The sequence below is a fragment of the Oceanimonas baumannii genome, from assembly GCF_002245495.1.
Classification (GTDB): Bacteria; Pseudomonadota; Gammaproteobacteria; order Enterobacterales; family Aeromonadaceae; genus Oceanimonas; species Oceanimonas baumannii.
This window is the reverse complement of sequence record NZ_NQJF01000001.1, coordinates 57,914-78,453: the sequence shown is the minus strand read 5'-3', so window position 1 is coordinate 78,453 and position 20,540 is coordinate 57,914. Positions and strand designations below refer to the sequence as shown.

20 protein-coding genes and 1 other RNA gene are annotated in these 20,540 nt (G+C 56.6%); 12 read left to right on the top strand and 9 right to left on the bottom strand.

What is annotated here, in order from left to right; translation table 11 throughout:
• Positions 1 to 96: 96 nt before the first annotated feature.
• Together B6S09_RS00435 and rimK are read right to left on the bottom strand one after the other, a co-directional pair.
• Positions 97 to 1,116 carry a succinylglutamate desuccinylase/aspartoacylase family protein gene (locus B6S09_RS00435; RefSeq protein WP_094276532.1) on the bottom strand — a complete coding sequence of 340 codons (1,020 nt, stop codon included), beginning with the start codon at positions 1,114 to 1,116 and terminating at the stop codon, positions 97 to 99.
• Positions 1,116 to 2,018, bottom strand: a complete 903-nt coding sequence (gene rimK / locus B6S09_RS00430; RefSeq protein WP_094276531.1) for a 30S ribosomal protein S6--L-glutamate ligase — start codon at positions 2,016 to 2,018, stop codon at positions 1,116 to 1,118. The genes B6S09_RS00435 and rimK overlap by 1 nt, the downstream gene beginning before the upstream one ends.
• 270 nt (positions 2,019 to 2,288) lie before the next feature.
• On the opposite strand from rimK, the gene acnA reads away from it, so the two are divergent.
• Complete coding sequence (gene acnA / locus B6S09_RS00425) at positions 2,289 to 4,997, top strand: aconitate hydratase AcnA (protein WP_094276530.1); 2,709 nt, start codon at positions 2,289 to 2,291, stop codon at positions 4,995 to 4,997.
• A gap of 86 nt (positions 4,998 to 5,083) precedes the next feature.
• On the opposite strand, the gene B6S09_RS00420 is transcribed toward acnA, so the two are convergent.
• Positions 5,084 to 5,863, bottom strand: coding sequence for a TOBE domain-containing protein (locus tag B6S09_RS00420; protein ID WP_094276529.1), 780 nt, complete (start codon positions 5,861 to 5,863; stop codon positions 5,084 to 5,086).
• Between the two features lie 128 nt (positions 5,864 to 5,991).
• Here B6S09_RS00420 and modA point away from each other — a divergent pair, with 128 nt between their 5' ends.
• From modA to modC, 3 genes are read left to right on the top strand one after another with little or no spacing between them, the layout of a single operon-like run.
• Positions 5,992 to 6,747 carry a molybdate ABC transporter substrate-binding protein gene (gene modA / locus B6S09_RS00415; RefSeq protein ID WP_094276528.1) on the top strand — a complete coding sequence of 252 codons (756 nt, stop codon included), beginning with the start codon at positions 5,992 to 5,994 and terminating at the stop codon, positions 6,745 to 6,747.
• A gap of 3 nt (positions 6,748 to 6,750) precedes the next feature.
• A complete protein-coding gene (gene modB, locus B6S09_RS00410) occupies positions 6,751 to 7,428 on the top strand; it encodes a molybdate ABC transporter permease subunit (RefSeq protein ID WP_417605159.1) in 678 nt (225 codons plus the stop codon).
• A complete protein-coding gene (modC, locus tag B6S09_RS00405; RefSeq protein ID WP_094276526.1) occupies positions 7,425 to 8,486 on the top strand; it encodes a molybdenum ABC transporter ATP-binding protein in 1,062 nt (353 codons plus the stop codon). The genes modB and modC overlap by 4 nt, the downstream gene beginning before the upstream one ends.
• 7 nt (positions 8,487 to 8,493) lie before the next feature.
• On the opposite strand, the gene rpiA is transcribed toward modC, so the two are convergent.
• From rpiA to zapA, 5 genes are all read right to left on the bottom strand, one after another.
• Positions 8,494 to 9,147 (bottom strand): ribose-5-phosphate isomerase RpiA, encoded by a 654-nt coding sequence (rpiA, locus tag B6S09_RS00400; protein WP_094276525.1) that lies wholly within the window; start codon positions 9,145 to 9,147, stop codon positions 8,494 to 8,496.
• Positions 9,148 to 9,214: 67 nt separating this feature from the next.
• Entirely contained in the window at positions 9,215 to 9,793 is a 579-nt protein-coding gene (locus B6S09_RS00395; RefSeq protein ID WP_094276524.1) for a 5-formyltetrahydrofolate cyclo-ligase, read from the bottom strand.
• Between the two features lie 66 nt (positions 9,794 to 9,859).
• A complete protein-coding gene (locus B6S09_RS00390; RefSeq protein ID WP_094276523.1) occupies positions 9,860 to 10,090 on the bottom strand; it encodes a VF530 family protein in 231 nt (76 codons plus the stop codon).
• A 57-nt stretch (positions 10,091 to 10,147) separates the two neighbouring features.
• Positions 10,148 to 10,330, bottom strand: a non-coding RNA gene (gene ssrS, locus B6S09_RS00385) — 6S RNA.
• A gap of 11 nt (positions 10,331 to 10,341) precedes the next feature.
• Complete coding sequence (gene zapA / locus B6S09_RS00380; protein ID WP_094276522.1) at positions 10,342 to 10,641, bottom strand: cell division protein ZapA; 300 nt, start codon at positions 10,639 to 10,641, stop codon at positions 10,342 to 10,344.
• Between the two features lie 143 nt (positions 10,642 to 10,784).
• Between zapA and B6S09_RS00375 the strand changes: the two genes are divergently transcribed.
• From B6S09_RS00375 to B6S09_RS00340, 7 genes are all read left to right on the top strand, one after another.
• Complete coding sequence (locus tag B6S09_RS00375) at positions 10,785 to 11,351, top strand: UPF0149 family protein (protein WP_094276521.1); 567 nt, start codon at positions 10,785 to 10,787, stop codon at positions 11,349 to 11,351.
• A gap of 24 nt (positions 11,352 to 11,375) precedes the next feature.
• A complete protein-coding gene (gene ubiH, locus B6S09_RS00370) occupies positions 11,376 to 12,566 on the top strand; it encodes a 2-octaprenyl-6-methoxyphenyl hydroxylase (RefSeq protein WP_094276520.1) in 1,191 nt (396 codons plus the stop codon).
• Between the two features lie 3 nt (positions 12,567 to 12,569).
• Complete coding sequence (locus B6S09_RS00365) at positions 12,570 to 13,793, top strand: FAD-dependent oxidoreductase (protein WP_094276519.1); 1,224 nt, start codon at positions 12,570 to 12,572, stop codon at positions 13,791 to 13,793.
• Positions 13,794 to 14,114: 321 nt separating this feature from the next.
• A complete protein-coding gene (gcvT, locus tag B6S09_RS00360) occupies positions 14,115 to 15,218 on the top strand; it encodes a glycine cleavage system aminomethyltransferase GcvT (protein WP_094276518.1) in 1,104 nt (367 codons plus the stop codon).
• Positions 15,219 to 15,237: 19 nt separating this feature from the next.
• Positions 15,238 to 15,627 (top strand): glycine cleavage system protein GcvH, encoded by a 390-nt coding sequence (gcvH, locus tag B6S09_RS00355; RefSeq protein ID WP_094276517.1) that lies wholly within the window; start codon positions 15,238 to 15,240, stop codon positions 15,625 to 15,627.
• Positions 15,628 to 15,760: 133 nt separating this feature from the next.
• Positions 15,761 to 18,643 carry an aminomethyl-transferring glycine dehydrogenase gene (gene gcvP, locus B6S09_RS00350; RefSeq protein ID WP_094276516.1) on the top strand — a complete coding sequence of 961 codons (2,883 nt, stop codon included), beginning with the start codon at positions 15,761 to 15,763 and terminating at the stop codon, positions 18,641 to 18,643.
• 274 nt (positions 18,644 to 18,917) lie between these two features.
• Positions 18,918 to 19,328, top strand: coding sequence for a host attachment protein (locus tag B6S09_RS00340; RefSeq protein WP_228211831.1), 411 nt, complete (start codon positions 18,918 to 18,920; stop codon positions 19,326 to 19,328).
• A 99-nt stretch (positions 19,329 to 19,427) separates the two neighbouring features.
• On the opposite strand, the gene B6S09_RS00335 is transcribed toward B6S09_RS00340, so the two are convergent.
• Entirely contained in the window at positions 19,428 to 20,000 is a 573-nt protein-coding gene (locus B6S09_RS00335; protein ID WP_094276514.1) for a YceI family protein, read from the bottom strand.
• 222 nt (positions 20,001 to 20,222) lie between these two features.
• On the opposite strand from B6S09_RS00335, the gene B6S09_RS00330 reads away from it, so the two are divergent.
• Positions 20,223 to 20,537 carry an ElaB/YgaM/YqjD family protein gene (locus B6S09_RS00330; protein WP_094276513.1) on the top strand — a complete coding sequence of 105 codons (315 nt, stop codon included), beginning with the start codon at positions 20,223 to 20,225 and terminating at the stop codon, positions 20,535 to 20,537.
• The last annotated feature ends 3 nt before the right edge of the window (positions 20,538 to 20,540 follow it).

Sequence of the window (20,540 nt, the reverse complement as noted above, 5' to 3'; positions counted from 1 at the left end):
GAATGCAGGGAGCAACCAGGTTCAGGACAGAGCCGATGACACAAAAAGGGGCAGCCACAGGCTGCCCCTTTTCCATTTCCGTTTCTGCGCTCAGGATCAGAGTGGGGCGGACTGAATATCCAGCTCGTCTACAAATCGTTCTACGCTCAGCTCTGCCTGCTTTATTTCGTCAAACAGGGCGATATGACAAATGGCATCTCCTTCATTAACCAGTGGCATGGTCAGGCTGCCAATGACAATGCCGCTGCGGGGCGCAATGACCTTGCACTGCTCTGCCCCTAAAGGTGCGCTGATGGTGCCCAGGCAGTCTCCCTTACGGATCCGATCTCCGAGCCGGACCTTTAAGTGCAGCAGGCCATCGTGTTCGGCCCGAATCCAGGTGCTGCTACGGGCAATAATGGGGCCGGCCACGGGTCTGGCGGTACTTGCCTTCAGCATGCCAAGATTGCGCATCACTCTGAGCACACCGCGAACACCCGCCTTGATGGGCAGGGGATCAAAGCGTAATGCTTCACCGGCTTCATACAGAATAACCGGTACTCCCTGGGCTTCGGCGACAGAGCGCAATGAGCCATCACGAATGCTGGCATCAAGTACGATGGGTGCCCCGAAACTTTCCGCCATTTGCCGGGTGATCGGGCAGTCAAGCTGTGCTCTTATCTGGGGCAGGTTGGCCCGGTGGATGGCACCGGTATGCAAGTCAATGATATGGCTGCATTTGCTGACGATTTCTGTCACAAAAAAATGCGCCACCCGGGCACCGAGAGAGCCTTTTTCGGAGCCGGGAAAGCAGCGGTTCAGGTCACGCCGGTCCGGCAGGTAGCGGGACTTGTGAATAAACCCAAACACGTTCACCACCGGTACTGCCACCAGGGTGCCTCTGAGCCTGGCCGGGTTGACTTTGGCCAGCACCTGATTGACCACTTCAATGCCGTTGAGCTCATCGCCGTGAATGGCTGCGCACAGCAATAGCACGGGGCCGGGCAGTTTGCCGTGTACCACTTCTACCGGCACGGTCAGGGGGGACTGGGTATACAGCTGGGCCAGCGCCAGTTGCATGGTCCGGCGCTGGCCGGCCGCCACCTGTTGTCCGGCCAGTTCAAAGGGAGGGCTCATCAGCCTCGCTCCCGCTGGCGGGTTTTACGGTGGGCGTGTTTTTCTATGTGCTGAACAATCAGCTCGGCCACGTCTTTACCTGTTGCCTTCTCAATGCCTTCCAGACCGGGTGAGGAGTTTACTTCCATTACCAGTGGGCCTCGTTTGGAGCGCAGCAGATCCACGCCCGCCACCTGCAGTCCCATGGCTTTGGCCGAGGCCACGGCAGTTTTGCGTTCTTCGGGAGTGATACGTACCAGCCGGGCTTCACCTCCCCGGTGCAGGTTGGAGCGAAATTCGCCTTCCTGAGCCTGGCGTTTCATGGCGGCGATCACTTTGTCACCCAGAACAAAGCAGCGAATGTCGGCACCGTTGGCCTCTTCGATAAACTCCTGCACCATAATATTGGCTTTCAGTCCCATAAAGGCTTCCAGTACGCTTTCTGCTGCCTTGCGGGTTTCTGCCAGCACCACCCCTATGCCCTGAGTGCCTTCCAGCAGCTTAATGACCAGCGGCGCACCGCCAACCATCTTGATAAGGTCAGGCACGTCATCAGGTTTGCAGGCAAAGCCGGTGATGGGCATGCCTACGCCATGGCCCGACAGCACCTGCAGTGAGCGCAGTTTGTCTCTGGAGCGGCTGATGGCGGCGGAATGGTTCAGGGAGTAGCAGCCCATCATTTCAAACTGGCGTAATACGGCGGTGCCGTAAAAGGTGACCGACGCCCCGATACGGGGAATGATGGCGTCAAATTGGTCCAGATCCTGCCCTTTATAGTGAATGGATGGCTTGTTATCGTTGATGTTCATATAGCAGCGCAAGACGTCGATAACAGTGACATCGTGGCCACGGGCCTCGGCAGCTTCACGCAGTCGGCGAGTGGAATACAAAGACGGATTACGGGAAAGAATGGCAATTTTCATGGATAACGCAGTTCTCTTGACGTGATGTGCCTGAAGGCGGAATTCGGCTCACTATCTACGCGATTGTGGCCCTGTACACCAGCAAGAAAAACCACGGCTCAGGCATAAAAAATTTGTTTGGCTTACGCAATGTAAGCACCCCGGCCAGGGGCTGTCGCAGGCGACATTGCCGAGCCCTTGACCATGAACCATACTTTAGTCCTAATTCTTTGATATTCCCAACAATAATAATAAACCGATGATTGCCACCACAAATAATGAGGAGGAGCCATGTGTTCCGATGCGAACAAGAGCAAGCAGCGATTGCAGGCTGGAAATGAGCAATATCATTATTTTCCTCTCGCGCCGTCACTATCGCGCCTGCCCAAATCTCTCAAGGTGCTCACCGAAAACCTGTTACGCCACGAGGGAGAAGAGCTGGCCGGTGATCTGCAGGCGATGGAAATCTGGCTGAAACAGGGCTTTTGTGAGCGTGAAATTGCTTTCCGGCCAGTGCGGGTCTTGATGCAGGACTTTACCGGTGTGCCGGCCGTGGTGGATCTGGCTGCCATGCGTGAGGCGGTAAAACGTCTGGGAGGGGAAGAGGGCAAGGTTAATCCGCAGTCGGCGGTGGATCTGGTGATTGACCACTCGGTGATGGTGGATGAGTTCGCTACCCCGGGGGCGTTTGCAACCAATGTAGACATGGAAATGGCCCGTAACGGGGAACGTTATGCCTTTTTGCGTTGGGGCCAGCAGACCTTTGATAACTTCCGAGTTGTGCCACCCGGCACCGGCATTTGTCATCAGGTAAATCTGGAATACCTGGGGCAGACAGTATGGCAGCAAAAAATGGATGGCGATATTCTGGCCTGCCCGGATACGCTGGTGGGAACAGACTCGCACACCACCATGATCAACGCGCTGGGGGTACTGGGTTGGGGCGTGGGCGGCATTGAGGCGGAAGCCGCCATGCTGGGACAGCCGGTGTCCATGCGCATTCCCGAAGTGGTGGGTTTCAAGCTGACCGGTGCGCTGCGCGAAGGCATTACCGCCACCGATCTGGTGCTTACCGTCACCGAAATGTTGCGCAGCCACGGCGTGGTGGGCAAGTTTGTGGAGTTTTATGGCGATGGTTTGGCCAGTTTGCCGTTGGCAGACAGGGCCACCATTGCCAACATGGCGCCGGAATACGGGGCTACCTGCGGTTTCTTTCCGGTGGATGAAGAAACCCTGCGTTATCTGCGCCTGACCGGGCGCAGCGAGACGCAAATTGAGTTGGTGGAAGCCTATACCCAAGCTCAGGGACTGTGGCGCAATCCCGGTGATGAGCCGGTATTCACCGACACCCTTGAGTTGGATATGGGTGCGGTGAGTGCCTGCCTGGCCGGCCCCAAACGGCCTCAGGACCGGGTTGAGCTGAGCCGGGTGCCAGAGGCGTTTGAATTGGCTCGTGAGCAGTCGGTCAGTCGCGATGCTGAAAACCGGCTGGAAGGTGAGGGTGGTCAGACCGCCGTGGGCTGCGAGCAGTCACAGCAGGGCACGCCTTTTACCCTGCACGGGGCTACCCACCATCTGCGCGACGGGGCCGTGGTGATTGCGGCCATAACTTCCTGTACCAACACGTCCAACCCGAGTGTGCTAATGGCGGCCGGATTGATGGCCAAAGCTGCGGTGGAAAAAGGCCTGACCCGGGCTCCCTGGGTAAAAAGCTCACTGGCACCGGGCTCCCGAGTGGTGACCGACTACCTTGCAGCCGCCGGCATGATGCCGGCACTGGAGCAACTCGGTTTCCATCTGGTGGGCTATGGCTGTACCACCTGTATCGGTAACTCGGGGCCGTTACCCGAGCCCATTGAAGCCGCGATTCGGCAGCATGATGTCACTGTGGCTTCGGTACTGTCGGGCAACCGCAACTTTGAGGGGCGTATTCACCCGTTGGTGAAGACCAACTGGCTGGCGTCACCGCCCCTGGTGGTGGCCTATGCACTGGCGGGTAATATGCACGTGGATCTGACCCGGGATCCGCTGGGCACGGACAAACATGGCAAGCCGGTTTATCTGAAAGATATCTGGCCGTCACAAAAGGCGGTTGCCGAGGCGGTGGCCAAGGTGAAAACCGACATGTTCAGCAAGGAGTATGCGGAGGTGTTCGACGGTGACGAACGCTGGCAGAGCATTGATGTGAGCGGCAGCGCTACCTTCGACTGGCAGCAAGACTCATCCTATATTCGTCATCCGCCGTTTTTCAGCAACATGGGCGCCGAGCCGGAGGCTGTGGCCGATATTAAATCAGCCCGTATCCTGGCGCTGCTGGGTGATTCGGTGACCACGGATCATATTTCGCCGGCGGGCAGCATTAAAGCTGATAGCCCGGCGGGGAAATATTTGCAGTCCTTAGGCATCAAGCGCAAAGACTTCAACTCTTACGGCTCCCGCCGGGGGAACCACGAAGTCATGATGCGGGGTACCTTTGCCAATATTCGCATTCGTAACCTGATGCTGGATGGGGTGGAAGGGGGGGAAACCCGCCATTACCCCAGCGGTGAGCAACTGTCTATCTATGACGCCGCCATGCGTTATCAGGATGAAGGGGTGCCGCTGGTGGTGGTGGCTGGCAAGGAGTACGGCACCGGATCCAGCCGGGACTGGGCTGCCAAGGGGACCCGTCTGCTGGGGGTGCGTGCCGTGCTGGCCCGCTCCTATGAGCGTATTCACCGTTCCAACCTGATTGGCATGGGCGTACTGCCGCTGGAATTCACCGGTGAAGACCATACGGCCGGCCTGGGGCTGACCGGGGAAGAACAATTGTCGATCTGTGGCCTGAGCCAGCTGGAGCCCGGTTGCACACTGACGGTGGCCATTACCGGGGCGGATAGCAAGGTGCGGGAAATTGAGGCGCTGTGCCGTATCGACACACAGGACGAACTCACCTATTACCGCCATGGCGGCATATTGCACTATGTGATCCGCAAGATGCTGCGAAGCCGAAGCCATTAATGTGCTTACCGGACCGTTCTTAAGTGCCGGCGTCTTTGCAAGCAGACGCCGGCACTTAAGGCAATGATATGGGACCGGCGTCCGGCTCAGTTTTCCAGTGTGGCCAGGATAACCTGATCCGGGCTAAAGCAGGCGACTGCGTGTTCACGGGGGGCGGGCACCGGCTCATGCACCGGGCGCAAGGCGCAGATGTCGCCACCTTGATCCAGAGTGAGTATCACCTCATTGAACTGTTCGCCGAAAATGACCTCACGCACCACGCCTGGCAAACGGTTGCCAGGGAGGCAGGCTTCAGACTCTGATTCAATGGTGACCCAGGGAGCCTTGATCAGGGCCAGGACTTCTTTTCCTTCAAATAAACCCAAGCGCCGGCAACTGCGTTCGGTAATGTCAGCCCATACCGTGGCACCTCCTTTCAGCGTCAGACAAACTTGCTGGCTGAGATCATCCGGGTTCAGTGCCTGAACATTAGCAAAAAACTGATTGCGGGCACTGGTTTGCAGGCCAAACCGGGATACCACTGACAGCAGGCTGTCGAGAGAAGCTGCGTCATCCTGCAGTGCATCCACCGCCATGCGTTCAATCTGCGCCAGTAAACCGTACATTTTCAGAATACGCGTCCCATAAGCGGTCAGCCTGGCGCCACCGCCACCCTTGCCACCGGTTTCGCTGGTCACCAACGGCTGGAGGGCCAGCTCATTCATGTCTTTTACCGCATCCCAGGCCGACTTATAACTGATACCTGCGGCTTTGGCTCCCTTGCTGATGGAGCCTTCCCGGTGAATTTCTTTCAGCAAGCGTACTCGTTTGGGAGTGATGAAAAGCCGCCCTTGTTGTTGCAGGCTCAGCAATATCTCCAGTTCCACTCTGTTCCCCGTAGCTGATAAGCAGATTGAGCGGCCATGATACGTCAATATCATTGTGTTTTTTATTATATAACGATACATTTGGTTCGCTATATAATTAACTACATAACCATAAGGGATCCATCGTTATGCTCACGCTTCGCACTGTCTCTGTTCTGATCTGCGCCATGGGTGCCTCGGTGCCGGCCTTGGCCGGTGAAGTTAAAGTGGCTGTTGCCGCCAACTTTCTGGATGCCATCAGCACACTGGGGGAGCAGTTTGAGCAGAAAACCGGGCATAAGGTGCTGATATCTTCCGGATCTACCGGCAAGCTTTATGCGCAGATCAAGAATGAAGCCCCCTTTGATGTGTTTTTTGCGGCTGATGACAAGCGCCCCGAGCTGCTGGAGCAGGAAAACGCCATTGTACCGGGATCTCGTTTTACCTATGCCATGGGTACCCTGGTGCTGTGGAGCCCCGATGAAAAGCGGGTTGATGACGATCTGACCGTGCTGAAAAACGGCGATTTTCGTTTTCTGGCGGTGGCCAATCCGGTAACGGCACCTTATGGTCGGGCTGCTCAGGAAGTGCTGGTTGGCATGGGGTTGTGGGACAACTTTAATAAAAAGATGGTGCGGGGTGAGAACATCGGCCAGACCTACCAGTATGTCTACAGCCGGAATGCCGATTTGGGCTTTGTAGCCAAGTCTCAGGTATTCAGCCAGGGTGAATATAGCAGTGGCTCCTGGTGGGAAGTGCCGGCAGATCAGTATGCTCCCATTGTGCAGCAGGCGGTGCAGCTGACCGATACGCCTGCGGCCAAGGAGCTGCTGGAATATGTGCGCTCTGCGGAAGGCCTGAAGGTGATCCACGCTTACGGATACGGCACTGAAACGGTTAAATAAATGCTGACCCCCGATGATATGGCGGCGCTGAGCCTGACCCTGAAGCTGGCCGGGGTCACCGTGCTGGTATTACTGGCAATCGGCACCCCCCTCGCCTGGTGGCTGAGCCAGACGAAAAGCCGCATGAAAACCGCCATTGAGGCGGTGGTGGCTCTGCCACTGGTATTGCCGCCCACCGTGCTGGGTTTTTATCTGCTGCTGGCATTAGGACCCCACGGCATGATCGGAGGCTTGTCCCGGGCGCTGGGGGGGAACAGCCTGGCATTTACCTTTACCGGCCTGGTCATCGGTTCGGCGTTTTATTCCCTGCCTTTTGTGGTACAGCCCCTGCAGGGGGCGTTTGAAGCCCTGGGCCGGCGTCCGCTTGAGGTAGCCGCGACCCTGGGCGCCTCTCCCTTAAACCGTTTCTTCACCGTGGTCATGCCGTTGGCACGACGCGGCTTTCTCACCGCGATTGTGCTTGGTTTCGCGCATACGCTGGGGGAGTTTGGGGTGGTGCTGATGCTGGGAGGCAATATTCCCGGTGTTACCCAGGTGATCTCCATCGCCATTTATGATCATGTGGAAATGCTGCAATACGATCAGGCGCATCTGTTATCAGGCTTGTTGCTGGTGTTGTCATTCAGCATTCTGATGACGGTATATATGCTTAATCGTCGCTTTTCGGTGGTACACCCATGATTAAAGTTAAGTTTCAGCTGGAGCGGAAAGGGTTTCGCCTCGATGCTGCCTTTGAGCAGCCAATACACGGTGTGACCGCCCTGTTCGGTCCTTCGGGATGTGGCAAAACCACCCTGTTGCGCTGTATGGCGGGTCTTGAAAAAGCACAGGGAGAGCTGTGGCTGGGAGATCAATGTATTCAGCAGGGCAGACAGTCATTGCCGGTGCATCACCGACGGTTTGGCTATGTGTTTCAGGAAGCCAGCCTGTTTGCTCATCTTTCGGTACGCAATAACCTGGCGTATGGCTGGAGCAGGTTGTCCAAGGGCATGCCCAGGCCGGACTTTGACGAGATGGTTGGCTGGCTTGGGCTTGAACACTTGCTGGAGCAAAGCGCGAGCTCCCTTTCGGGCGGCCAGCGTCAGCGGGTGGCGATTGGCCGGGCGCTATTGACGGCACCGCGCTTGCTGTTGCTTGATGAGCCGCTGTCGGCCCTCGACACTCAGGCCAGGCGGGAGATCCTTCCCTGGATTGAAGGCCTGGCGGAGCGGGCTGGTGTACCGGTGTTTTATGTGACTCATTCACCGGAAGAAGTGGAACGGCTGGCTGACAGGGTGATTTTCATGACGCAGGGGCGTACCACCAGCATGGAGACACTGCAACAGGCTATGGCACGGCCTGACTCTCCCCTGTTTGTGGAGCAGGGAGCTGCCAGTATTCTGGATGGCCGGCTCGACGCCGCTTTGGCAGATGGCCGCACTCCCTTTCTTTTTGACGAGCAGACTCTGTGGCTGGTGAATGCCCGCAGACCAGGGGGAGAGGGGGCAAGAGTTCGGGTGCTGGCCTCAGATGTCAGTCTGGCACTGGCGCCGGTTGAGGGCATTTCAGTGCTGAATCAGTTGCCGGTGACCATTCGGATGTTACATCAGAGCGGTGAGGGCAAAGTGCTGGTAGAGGGGAAACTGACGGGGGGCCAGAGCCTGCTGGCAGAGGTCTCTGCCTGGTCGGCGGATAAGCTCAGGCTGCATCAGGGCATGAACTGTTATGCCCTGATTAAGGCTGTTGCGCTGGTTAACTGAGCCGGTTTTACTTACGTACCACGCCCTCGGCGGTGCCGATCAGCAGTGCATCGGCCCCACGATTGGCAAACAGGCCGTTGGTGACCACACCGACAATCGCATTAATGCGGGATTCCAGTGCTTTGGGCTCGGTAATGCGCAGGCCGTGTACATCCAGAATGTGATTGCCGTTGTCGGTCACCACCCCTTGCCGGTATACCGGTTTGCCACCCAGCCTGGTGAGCTCTCGTGCCACGTATTCCCGGGCCATGGGGATCACTTCCACCGGCAGCGGAAACGTGCCCAGCACATCCACGGTTTTGGTGCCGTCCACAATGCATACAAACTGGCTGGCTACGGCCGCCACAATTTTTTCCCGGGTCAGGGCTGCGCCACCGCCTTTAATCATGGCCATGGTGCCGTCTATCTCGTCGGCACCGTCGACATAGACGTCGAGCTCGTTGATATCGTTGAGATCAAAGACCGGAATGCCCAGCTCTTGCAGGCGTACGGTAGAGGCCTCGGAGCTGGAGACAGCGCCTTTGATTTGCTCCTTGATGGAGCCGAGTGCATCAATAAAGTGATTGACGGTAGAGCCGGTGCCCACACCCACTATGCTGCCCGGGGTTACGAATTCCAGTGCTGCCCAGCCGGCGGCCTTTTTCATTTCGTCTTGTGTCATGACTATGCTGTTCTCCTGCGTAAGTGGAACGCATTATAACAAAGCCGGCTCTGGTTGCATGGGGCTTTTACCAGCGCCAGTGCCGGGCCGGGGTGAGCAGCTCGGGCAGGGGCACATCCCAGTGGTCTGTGGGAATGTGAGGCAGCTGCTGACAGTCATGGGCCAGCCCTACCGGGCGCGGGCCCTGGCCCTGATGCCAGCCGGCCAGGGTGCGGTCGTAAAAGCCGCCGCCCATGCCAATGCGGTTGCCGGTGGCGTCGAAGGCCACCAGGGGGGTATAAATGACCTCGAGTTCCTGTTTGGGCAACAGCAGGCGAATATCGAGCCGGGGCTCGGGAATGCCAAAGCGATTGGCAATCAGACGGGCATCGGGATCGTAGCGCAAAAACATCAGATGACCAGGGCTGAAGTGGTGCAGTACCGGCAGGTAGATCTCGGCACCCTGAGACCAGTACCAGTCGATTAACCGGTGCGGATTGAGTTCACCATCGTTGGCAAGATACAGCGCAACCTTTGTGGCCTGGGCAAGGTGTGGGGTGCTGGCTACCCGCTCGGTAATAGCGAGGGCAGCTGCCTGCTGCTCTGCATGGTTCAACCGGCGGCGGGCTTCTCTGATCTGCCGGCGGATGATATGACGTGCAGTCATGATGCATTCCATTGAAAACGGGGGGTGAACCGAGCTTATGCCCAATACTGGGAGTGAGGCAACGTTTCAGCGGTTCCAGGGGCTGTTTTTGAGACGAATATACAGCTCTTCCACCTGAGTGCGGGCCCAGGGGGTACGGCGCAGAAACTTCAGGCTCGATTTAATGCTGGGATCATTTTTAAAACAGTTGATGTTGACCCGGCGGGCCAGCTCGTCCCAGCCGTATTTTTCCACCAGCTCGGTGAGCAGGGCTTCAAGGGTAATGCCGTGCAGGGGATTGTTGGGTTGTTCATTCATGGAGCGGCCCTGTGGGGAAAACCTAAATAAAAAGACCGGTAAAACCGGTCTTTTAAATGGGATCCCAGGGTGCCGTTGTAAGTGTTAGTCCTTGAACCCGTTGGTTCAAGGCGGAAGCCCGGTACTCACCGCAGGCGTCTCGGTCGAAGCCGAGCATGCTCAATAGCGAACAACGCGGGATTCCTGTGCTGTTGATATCGGCTCAGGGACGCCACTCACTGACGCACACCCCAGGGAAAAACTGTGTGGACTTAGCCTACCTTGCTGGCCAGTGCTTCTTCAATGGTATGCTGAAGCATCTTGATGCGTTTGTCCATGGCGTCAGCATATTGATGATTTTTGTCTTTTTCAAGCTCAAGCTCATGGCAGACATTCAGGGCAAGCATAATGGCGATTTGTTCATTAGAAGCGGCTTTGCCGCTTTCACGAAACGTGCGGATACGCTCGTTGAGCGAATCGGCTGCCCGGTGCAGAGCCTCTTCCTGCCCGGCAGGACAGGCCACCTTATAAGGGCGCCCGAGTATAACAATGTCGATTGCCGCTGTGGTCATGTGGTCCTCAGGTGGCTTGCAATGAGCAAAATAATGTCCGCGAATATATAGTGGTGCACCAGAACTTTCAAGGGGTTGCTGGTCTGCATCCGGTGACGGTGCTAGGATCTGCGTTAATTCTAGTACTTATGGTCGAGTAAACAATGAACAATAGCGCCCGCCTTAACTTTGACGCCTTCACCACCTTACTGGAGCAGCACAATATGGTGGTGACCGCCGCCGAAGTGCATGGCGTGATTTGCGGCCTTATCGGTGGCGGCATGGCCCGGGATGATGTTCGCTGGCAACAGCACTTTAACGACCTGCTCAATGATGGTTTCGGTCTGCCTGCCGAGCTGAAAAAAGCCGTCAATATGCTGTTTAACCGGGTATATGACGACATGCAGGATCAAACCCGGTTCGAGCTGCTGCTGCCCGATGACGAAGAGCCGCTCGATGACCGGCTGGATGCCATGATGGAGTGGGCGGGGGCTTTTCTGGCTGGTTTTGGCGTGGTACAGCAGGAACTGAACAAAGCCTCACCAGAGCTGCAGGAAATGATTCAGGACATCAGCAGCATTACTCAGGTGTCCGGTGAATTTGAGCAGGAAGATGAAGAAAGTGAAGCCGCCTTTGTGGTGCTTTACGAACATCTTAAACTGGGGGCCACCATGGCCTTTGAAGAATTCGGTAAAGGCAGTCCCAAGCCCGTTCAGCCTACCTTGCACTGATTTGTTCGGTAATATGGCACATCCATGACCCATTACGATGTAGTTATTAACGGTGCCGGCATGGCCGGTGCCGTGCTGGCGCTCAGCCTGGCCGGGCTGACCCGGCCCGATGGCAGCCGGCTGAATATCGCGGTGATTGAGGCCATGCGGCCAGATCACAATCAGCATCCGGGCTTTGATGCCCGCAGCATTGCGCTGGCCTGGCACAGTTGTGAGCAACTGACCCGACTGGGCATCTGGCCGGCACTGGCACCACTGGCCACGCCTATCACGCATGTTCAGGTATCCGATCAGGGTCATTTTGGCCGAGTGGAAATGCAGGCGACCGAATATGGCGTACCCGCCCTGGGTTATGTTATTGAGCTTTATCCCACCGGGTGCGAATTGCACCGCCGGCTGACGGCGTGCGAAAACATTACCCTTTATTGTCCCGGGCGCATTGCCGGGTTTGAGCAGCAACCAGAGCAGGTAAATATTGAGCTGGACACCGGCGTTGCCTTTTCAGCCAGTTTGCTGGTCGCAGCCGATGGCAACCGCTCGCTGATTGGCAAGCAGCTCGGGATCCCCCGCCGCCAGCTTGATTATGGCCAGAGTGCGATTATCGCCAATATTTCCACCGCCGAAGCGCATGCCGGCCGTGCTTTTGAGCGATTTACCGCTCAGGGCCCGCTGGCACTGTTGCCCATGAGCGAAGGGCGCAGTTCTCTGGTGTGGTGTGAAAGTTCCGGGCGGGCAGAGCAACTGATGGCGATGAGTGACGAGGCCTTTCTGGCCGCTTTGCAACGGGAATTTGGTTATCGGCTGGGTAAGCTGTTACGTACTGGCAAGCGTACTTGTTATCCGCTGTCTCTGGACGAAGCTCCCCGGCCCTGGCATCACAGAGTGGTGTTGCTGGGCAATGCCGCTCACCTGCTACATCCCATTGCCGGGCAGGGCTTCAACCTGGGACTGCGTGATGTGACGGCCCTGACTGACAATATCAGCCACGCCCTGAAGGCAGGGCAGGATATTGGCAGCCATGGCGTGCTGAGTCACTACGGCCGGGCTCGTCAGGCGGATCAGGCTGGTATGGTCGGGCTGACTACGGCGCTGGCGCTGCTGTTTTCCAACGATAATCCGGTGCTTTCTGCCGGGCGTAATCTGGGGCTGTCGGCCATGGCGGCCTGCACGTCTTTAAAAAGTCAACTGGCCTGGCGGGCCATGGGCAAGAGGTAACCGATGCAAGCGGCAGATGTGATTATTATTGGCGGTGGCATGGTGGGGCTCACGCTGGCGCTGGCGCTGGCACCGAGTGGCCTGAAAGTGGCAGTAGTGGAAGGGCAAACGCCCGATGAGACATTTGGTGACGTTGCCGATAACCGGGTCAGTGCCATTAACCTGGCGTCACAGACCCTGCTGGAGCGGCTGAATGCCTGGCCGGCTGACAGTAACCGGCTGGGGCCTTACACCAGCATGGAAGTATGGGAAGCCGAAAGTCGCGGGCGCATCGGCTTTTCTGCCGAGCTGATGCATCAGTCTCACCTGGGCCATATTGTGGAGAATCGTCTGTTGCAGCACTGTCTGCTGGAGCAGGCGCGGCGAAGCTCACACATCAGTTTGCATATGCCGGCCAGGGCTACCACCGTATCTGCCAGTGACGCCGGTGCCTTTGTGCTGCTGGATGACGGTACCCCCATTACCGGGCGGTTGCTGGTGGGGGCTGACGGTGCCCGCTCCTGGTTGCGCGGGCAAATGCAGCCGGGCATGACCGAGTGGGATTATGACCATCATGCGTTGGTCGCCACCATTGAAACCGATGAGCCGCATGAGCAGTGTGCCCGGCAGGTATTTCGTGGCAATAATATTATCGCCTTCTTACCGTTGGCCGACCGCCATCGCTGTTCGCTGGTGTGGTCCTGCACACCGGAGCATGCCAACGAGTTGCTGGCGCTGAGCGAAGGTGATTTTAACAAGCAACTGACAACGGCCTTTGATCTGCGCATGAGATTGTGTCGGGTGCTGGGGCCACGTATGGCCATTCCGCTGAAGGCGCGTTACAGCCAGCAATTCTGTGGTACACGCTGGGCGTTGATCGGTGATGCCGCGCACACAATACATCCGCTGGCAGGGCAGGGGGTTAACCTGGGTCTGCAGGATGCTGCCGCGCTGGCCGAAACCCTGATGGCCCGCCACACCGAGGGCAAAGACATTGGTGAGCTGGCCGGCCTGCGCGGTTTTGAGCGTTGGCGCAAGGCTGAGGCCAGCACCATGCTGGCGGGCATGGAAGGGTTGAAACGGCTGTTTGGCAGTGAATTGGGACCGGTAAAGGAGCTGAGAGCCCTCGGGTTGAGCCTGACCGACCGGTTGATACCGTTAAAACGCCGGCTGGCGGCCCATGCGCTGGGGGTGGGCGGTATGCAGCCGGCGCTGTCCCGCATCGGAAATATAGTTGAGAAAAACTAATGCGACTCTAATTGGTAATTAGTTTTTCTAGGTCGTTAAAAAGTGTCGTACAAAGGGTTATTTTCTTTCTTATGCTTATCTGAAGATGATTTTATGCACTAAATTTTAATTTTTTGTTAATTTTTGGTGTTTTTTACCATTCTGTCTGCTTTCTTCACGTTAAAAAGTCTGTCGTGGATAAGCTCACATTTTATGCTCTAGATATTAACGATTAGTTTTTTTTAATGTTTGTGCTGTGTCATCCCGAAGCTGCTTGAGTATAATCAGTTTGCTGTACCGGATTATCGCTCGCTGGCCGGGCTCGGAATATAAGGAAGCGTCATGACTCAGCAAACAGTTTTGCATCCTCAGCACCTGGAAGCCGGTGCCAAGATGGTGGATTTTCACGGTTGGGATATGCCCATTAACTACGGCTCCCAGCTGGAAGAACACCATGCCGTTCGCCAGGACGCCGGCATGTTCGACGTCTCTCACATGACTATCGTTGATGTGAAAGGTACCGGCGCCAAAGCCTTTCTCCAGCGCTTGCTGGCCAACGACATCGGCCGCGTGACCCAGCCCGGCAAGGCCCTTTACAGTGGCATGCTGAATGAACAGGGCGGGGTCATTGACGATCTCATTACCTATTATTTTGCCGAAGATGACTATCGCATGATCGTCAACTCGGCCACCCGTGACAAAGATCTGGCCTGGATGGCCAAGCAGGCCGAAGGCTGCGATGTGACCCTCACCGAGCGTCCCGAGCTGGCGATGATCGCCGTACAGGGCCCCAATGCCAAAGCCAAAGCCGCCACCGTGTTCAGCGCCGAACAAAACGCTGCCGTAGCTGGCATGAAGCCCTTCTTTGGGGTGCAGTCTGGTGACCTCTTTATTGCCACCACCGGCTATACCGGTGAAGACGGCTACGAAATTGTAGTGCCTGCCGAACAGGCCGGAGCGCTGTGGAGTGCCCTGAAAAACGCCGGCGTACGCCCGTGTGGCCTGGGTGCCCGCGATACTTTGCGTCTGGAAGCGGGCATGAACCTGTACAGTCAGGACATGGACGAAACCGTTTCTCCCCTGGCCGCCAATATGGCCTGGACCATTGCCTGGGAGCCGGCAGAGCGTGACTTTATCGGCCGCTCTGCCCTTGAAGCACAGCGCGCCGCGGGTGATCAGCCCAAACTGGTGGGCCTGGTGATGAAAGAAAAAGGGGTGCTGCGTGCCGGCACTGTCGTGCGTTTTACCGATGCTGATGGTAATGAGCAGCAGGGTGTAATTACATCCGGCACCTTCTCGCCTACACTGGGTTTCAGCATTGCGCTGGCGCGGGTACCCCGCTCCATCGGCGACAATGCAGAAGTAGAACTGCGCAAAAAATGGATGCCGGTGTCCGTTGTAAAACCGACTTTTGTACGTTTCGGCAAAGCGGTCGCCGAGTTTTAAGAACCAAGAGGAACAACTGATGAGCAATATCCCCAGTGAACTGAAATATGCCCGTTCCCATGAATGGGTACGAGTTGAAGAAAACGGTGAAGCGGTGATCGGCATTACCGAACATGCGCAGGATCTGTTGGGTGATATGGTGTTTGTTGAGCTGCCCGACACCGGCCGTACCGTTGATGCCAGCGAAGAGTGCTGCGTGGCCGAGTCTGTGAAGGCGGCGTCCGACATCTATGCGCCGGTAAGCGGTGAAATCATTGCCGTTAACGAGGAGCTGGAAGACAGCCCCGAGCTGGTGAACTCCGACCCTTATGGTGATGGCTGGCTGTTCCGCATCAAACTGTCTGATGAGTCTGAGCTGGATGAACTGCTGGACGCCGAAGGCTACGAAAACAGTATTGACGAAGATTAATATCAGAGCCCCCGTCCGGGGGCTTTGTTGATGTCGCCGTAGCCTTTCAATATCGGACCTTGCCGGCCAGTACCCCCCTATGCCGGTTGTCTGTCTACCCTCGGGCGCAGCCCCGAAAAGGAAGTAAGAAAAAATGACCCAGTCTTTGTTTGAACTTGAGCAGAATAATGCCTTTGTCGGCCGTCATATTGGTCCTTCCGCACAGGAAGTAGCCGAGATGCTGGCAGCCGTTGGTGCCGAGAGCCTGGACGATTTGATTAAACAGACGGTGCCGGCCAGCATTCTCAACGATCAGCCCCTTGGTATTGGCGCATCGCGTACCGAGCAGGAAGCTCTTGGCTACCTGAAATCGCTGGCCGCTCAGAACAAGGTATTCAAAAGCTATATCGGTATGGGTTATCACGATACCCATGTGCCTTTGGTTATTCAGCGCAACGTGCTTGAAAACCCGGGTTGGTATACCGCCTATACCCCGTATCAGCCGGAGATCGCTCAGGGCCGCCTTGAAGCTCTGCTCAACTTCCAGCAAATGACTCAGGATCTGACCGGTCTGCCCCTGGCCAGTGCTTCTCTGCTTGATGAAGCTACTGCCGCCGCTGAGGCCATGGCCCTGGCCCGCCGGGTCAGCAAGAACAAGAAAGCCAATATTTTCTTTATCGCCGATGACGTGCATCCGCAAACCATCGACGTAGTCTGCGAACGCGCCGAGCACTATGGCTTTGAGATCAAAGTGGCTCCGGCCGAGGCAGTGGTGGAGCACGACGTGTTCGGTGCCCTGTTCCAGTATCCGTCTACCACCGGCCAGATCCGCGACCTCAAGGGCCTGATTGCCCAGGTACAAAGCGGTAAAGGCATTGCCTGTGTGGCCGCTGATATTCTTTCCCTGGTGCTGCTCAAGGCGCCGGGCGAGCTGGGTGCCGACGTGGTACTGGGCAACGCCCAGCGTTTTGGTGTGCCTATGGGTTACGGTGGTCCGCATGCCGCCTTCTTCGCTACCCGCGACGAGCACAAACGCTCGCTGCCGGGCCGGATTATCGGTGTGTCCAAGGACACCCGTGGCAAACCGGCCCTGCGTATGGCCATGCAGACCCGCGAACAGCATATTCGTCGTGAAAAGGCCAACTCCAACATCTGTACCGCTCAGGTTCTGCTGGCCAACATGTCCAGCTTCTATGCCGTGTATCACGGCCCCGAAGGCCTGAAGCGGATTGCCAACCGGGTGCACCGCCTGACCGACATTCTGGCTCTGGGCCTGCAGAGCAAGGGGGTGGCGCTCAAACATGATACCTGGTTCGACACTCTTACCATTGAGACTGCCGACAAGGACGCCATCATCGCCCGGGCCCAGGCCAAGGGAGTAAACCTGCGCGCCGATCTCGACGGCGCACTGGGTGTGTCTCTGTCCGAAACCACCCGTCGTGGTGATGTGGCCGAGCTGTTCGATATTTTCCTGGGTGAAGGCCATGGCCTGACCGTGGATGCGCTGGACGCCAAGGCCGCCGCCGGCACTCAATCCATTCCCGCCGAACTGGTACGTGATGGTGCCATTCTCAGCCACCAGGTGTTCAACAGCTATCACTCTGAAACCGAGATGCTGCGTTACATCCACAAGCTGGAAATGAAAGATCTGGCGCTGAACTACGGCATGATCTCACTGGGCTCCTGCACCATGAAGCTGAACGCCACTGCTGAAATGGTACCGGTGAGCTGGCCCGAGTTTGCGCAAATTCACCCCTTTGCGCCGCTGGACCAGACCCAAGGCTACCAGAAAATGCTCGGCGAGCTGGAAGACTGGCTGGTGAAGGTAACCGGTTATGACGCCGTCTGTATTCAGCCCAATTCCGGTGCCCAGGGGGAATACGCCGGTCTGCTGGCCATCAAAAAATACCACGAGTCCCGCAATGAAGGACACCGTGATATTTGTTTGATCCCGAGCTCAGCCCATGGCACCAACCCGGCCTCGGCCCAGATGGCCAATATGAAGGTAGTGGTGGTGGCCTGTGACAAGCAGGGCAACATCGACATGGACGACCTCAAGGCCAAGGCCGAGGAAGCGGGCGAGCACCTGTCCTGCATCATGGCGACTTACCCGTCAACCCATGGCGTGTATGAAGAAAACATTCGTGAAGTGTGCGACATCGTGCACAGCTTCGGTGGCCAGGTGTATATGGACGGCGCCAACATGAACGCGCAGGTGGGCATTACCTCGCCGGGCTTCATTGGCTCCGATGTATCGCACCTCAACCTGCACAAGACCTTCGCCATTCCTCACGGTGGTGGCGGTCCCGGCATGGGCCCGATTGGTGTTAAAGCTCATCTGGCACCCTTCGTGGCCGGCCACGCGGTAGTGAAAACCGACAAGGAAAGCCGCAACAACGGTGCCGTGTCTGCCGCTCCGTTCGGCTCTGCCAGCATTCTGCCGATCAGCTGGATGTATATCGCCATGCTGGGCGACGAAGGCCTCAAGCGCTCCACTCAGCTGGCTATTCTGAATGCCAACTACCTGATGCGCAGCCTGGCCGAGGATTATCCCATCCTCTATACCGGTCGTAACGATCGTGTGGCTCACGAGTGCATTGTGGACATTCGCCCGCTGAAAGAATCCAGTGGCATCAGCGAAATGGATGTGGCCAAGCGTCTGAATGACTTCGGTTTCCACGCGCCGACCATGAGCTTCCCGGTTGCTGGCACGCTGATGATTGAGCCGACTGAGTCTGAGTCCAAGGTCGAAATCGATCGTTTCATTCATGCCATGAAGCAGATTCGTGCCGAAATGCGCAAGGTGGAAAGCGGTGAGTGGACCCTGGAAGATAACCCGCTGGTGCACGCTCCGCATACTCAGGACGATGTGATGGATACCGAGTGGAATCGTGCTTACAGCCGCGAGCTGGCGGTATTCCCGTCGGAAGACGTGCGCCGCAGCAAGTTCTGGCCCACCGTTAACCGTATCGACGATGTCTACGGTGACCGTAACCTGTTCTGCAGCTGCCTGCCCACCGAAGCCTATGGTGAGTAATTGAACTGGCTGCCAGCCGAAGGCCTGGCAAGTGAGTTTAAAGCCCCGCTGAAAGCGGGGCTTTTTTATTTTGATTATTCTGGAGCCTGTATGAAGGACAGAAGTAACCTTGCTGACTTTTCAGTTGGCAGGTCCTTTCCGCCGGCCGGGCTATTGCACTGCGGCCAATCGGGTCGTAGCGGTCATCTGGTCCCCATGCAATTTACCGGTAATCGGTAATACTTAAGGCGCTCAATAAATCCCGAAATGTACCAACAATCAAAAGAGGTGTGATATGCCAATGCCAGACTGGATCGTGGTTGCCGATGCTGCCAAAGCCGTTGTGTACCGGCAGGACTGGGTTGAAAACGCGGGTGAGGAGGTTATGGATCTGGCCCATCCGGAAGCGCGGCTCAAAACGAGCGAGCTGACCAGCGATATATCGGCCATACCGGAGAAAAGCGACCCCAGTCATACCGAGAACCAGCGCTTTGCCCGCGAGATTATGGCCAGGGTACGACACGCGCTGGATCACAATGAAATTGGGGGCTTTTACCTCGCTGCACCGCCCCAGTTTCTGGGGATGCTGCGTGAGGCCATGGATGATCGCCTGCGTAAAGCGCTGCAAAAGGATCTGGATAAAAACCTGAGTGGCGTCTCACACGAGGAGGTGTTGGCTGCGTTTAAAAATGGCAGTAAAAGCTGACCGCAATGTTGGGGACGGCTGGTGCTAGCGGCCGTCCCCGGTCAGACTTAGGGTAGTGACCTTCTCTTTATTCCTTGTGTCTTAACATGTGCGCTCGGGTTACTGCTTATCCAGACTCAGGACAAAGCTCACCGGCACGGCGCGGGTGATGGAGGGCAGGCCGGCCAGCTCCTGAAGCTTGTTAATACCGTCGGCCAAGGCGAAATCATCCTGATGCACGATGACCGGATCCCAGCTCGATACCACCAGATTGCCGTTGCCTTTATGGCTGACCAGCACGGTTACCGGGAGGACTTTTTCCTGACCATGCAGGATGAGGGTGGCACTGGTTTCAAGCACGCTGTCTTTATCACCCTTGATGGTGTCGAGGTGCCCGGACAGATCCGCATTCAGGCTCAGCGTTGGGTAGGTGGCCGTTTCAAACAAAAATTCGCCCAGACGTTCGTTCCGAATGGGAATGCCGGTTTCCACGCTGGCCAGGTCAATGCTTAGTGCCAACTGGCCATTATCATTCAGCTTGCCTGACACCTGTAGAAAGTGGTTAGGTTCACCCACACTTTCTTTTTTTACGGTGACGAAACTGACCCGGCTTAAATCATTGTTCAGCTGCCAGTCGGCCAAGGCGGATGTACTGGCAAGGCAGAGTGAAGTGAGCAGCACTTTTCTGAGCATGGTGTTCTCCTTTAATTAAGATCAATAACAATGAAACGAGTATAGGGCAGAGTTCTGCACAGGCGGTGGAAACAGCATGCGTGACCAGTGCGACAGTTCCGATCGCAACCGCCCATTAAATGTACAACATGGCTGGCCAAGTACCATTCAAGAGAATATGGTATTAAAGCAAGTGTTGAGTTTTATTCATGTTTTTCACTTTATATGAAACCAGGAGGCACTATGTCCGGCAGGTATGAAGCAGAACGCACGGCCCTGATGCAGGATGTTAAACAACTGCTGAAGGATGCTGAAGCACTCTATCAGGCTGCTGCCGATGATGGCACTCAGGAAGGGAAAGCCCTGAAGGAAAAGCTGAAGTCCCAGCTCGAGAAGGCACAGCAGCAATATTACGATATGGAAGAGTCGGTGATTGAGCGGACTCGTCAGGCGGCCAGCCAGACCAATGATCTGGTGCACAGCAAGCCTTATCATGCTATGGGCGTGGCCGCCGTCGTCGGGCTGTTGCTGGCTGCTTTACTGTGCCGGGGCCGTTAAACC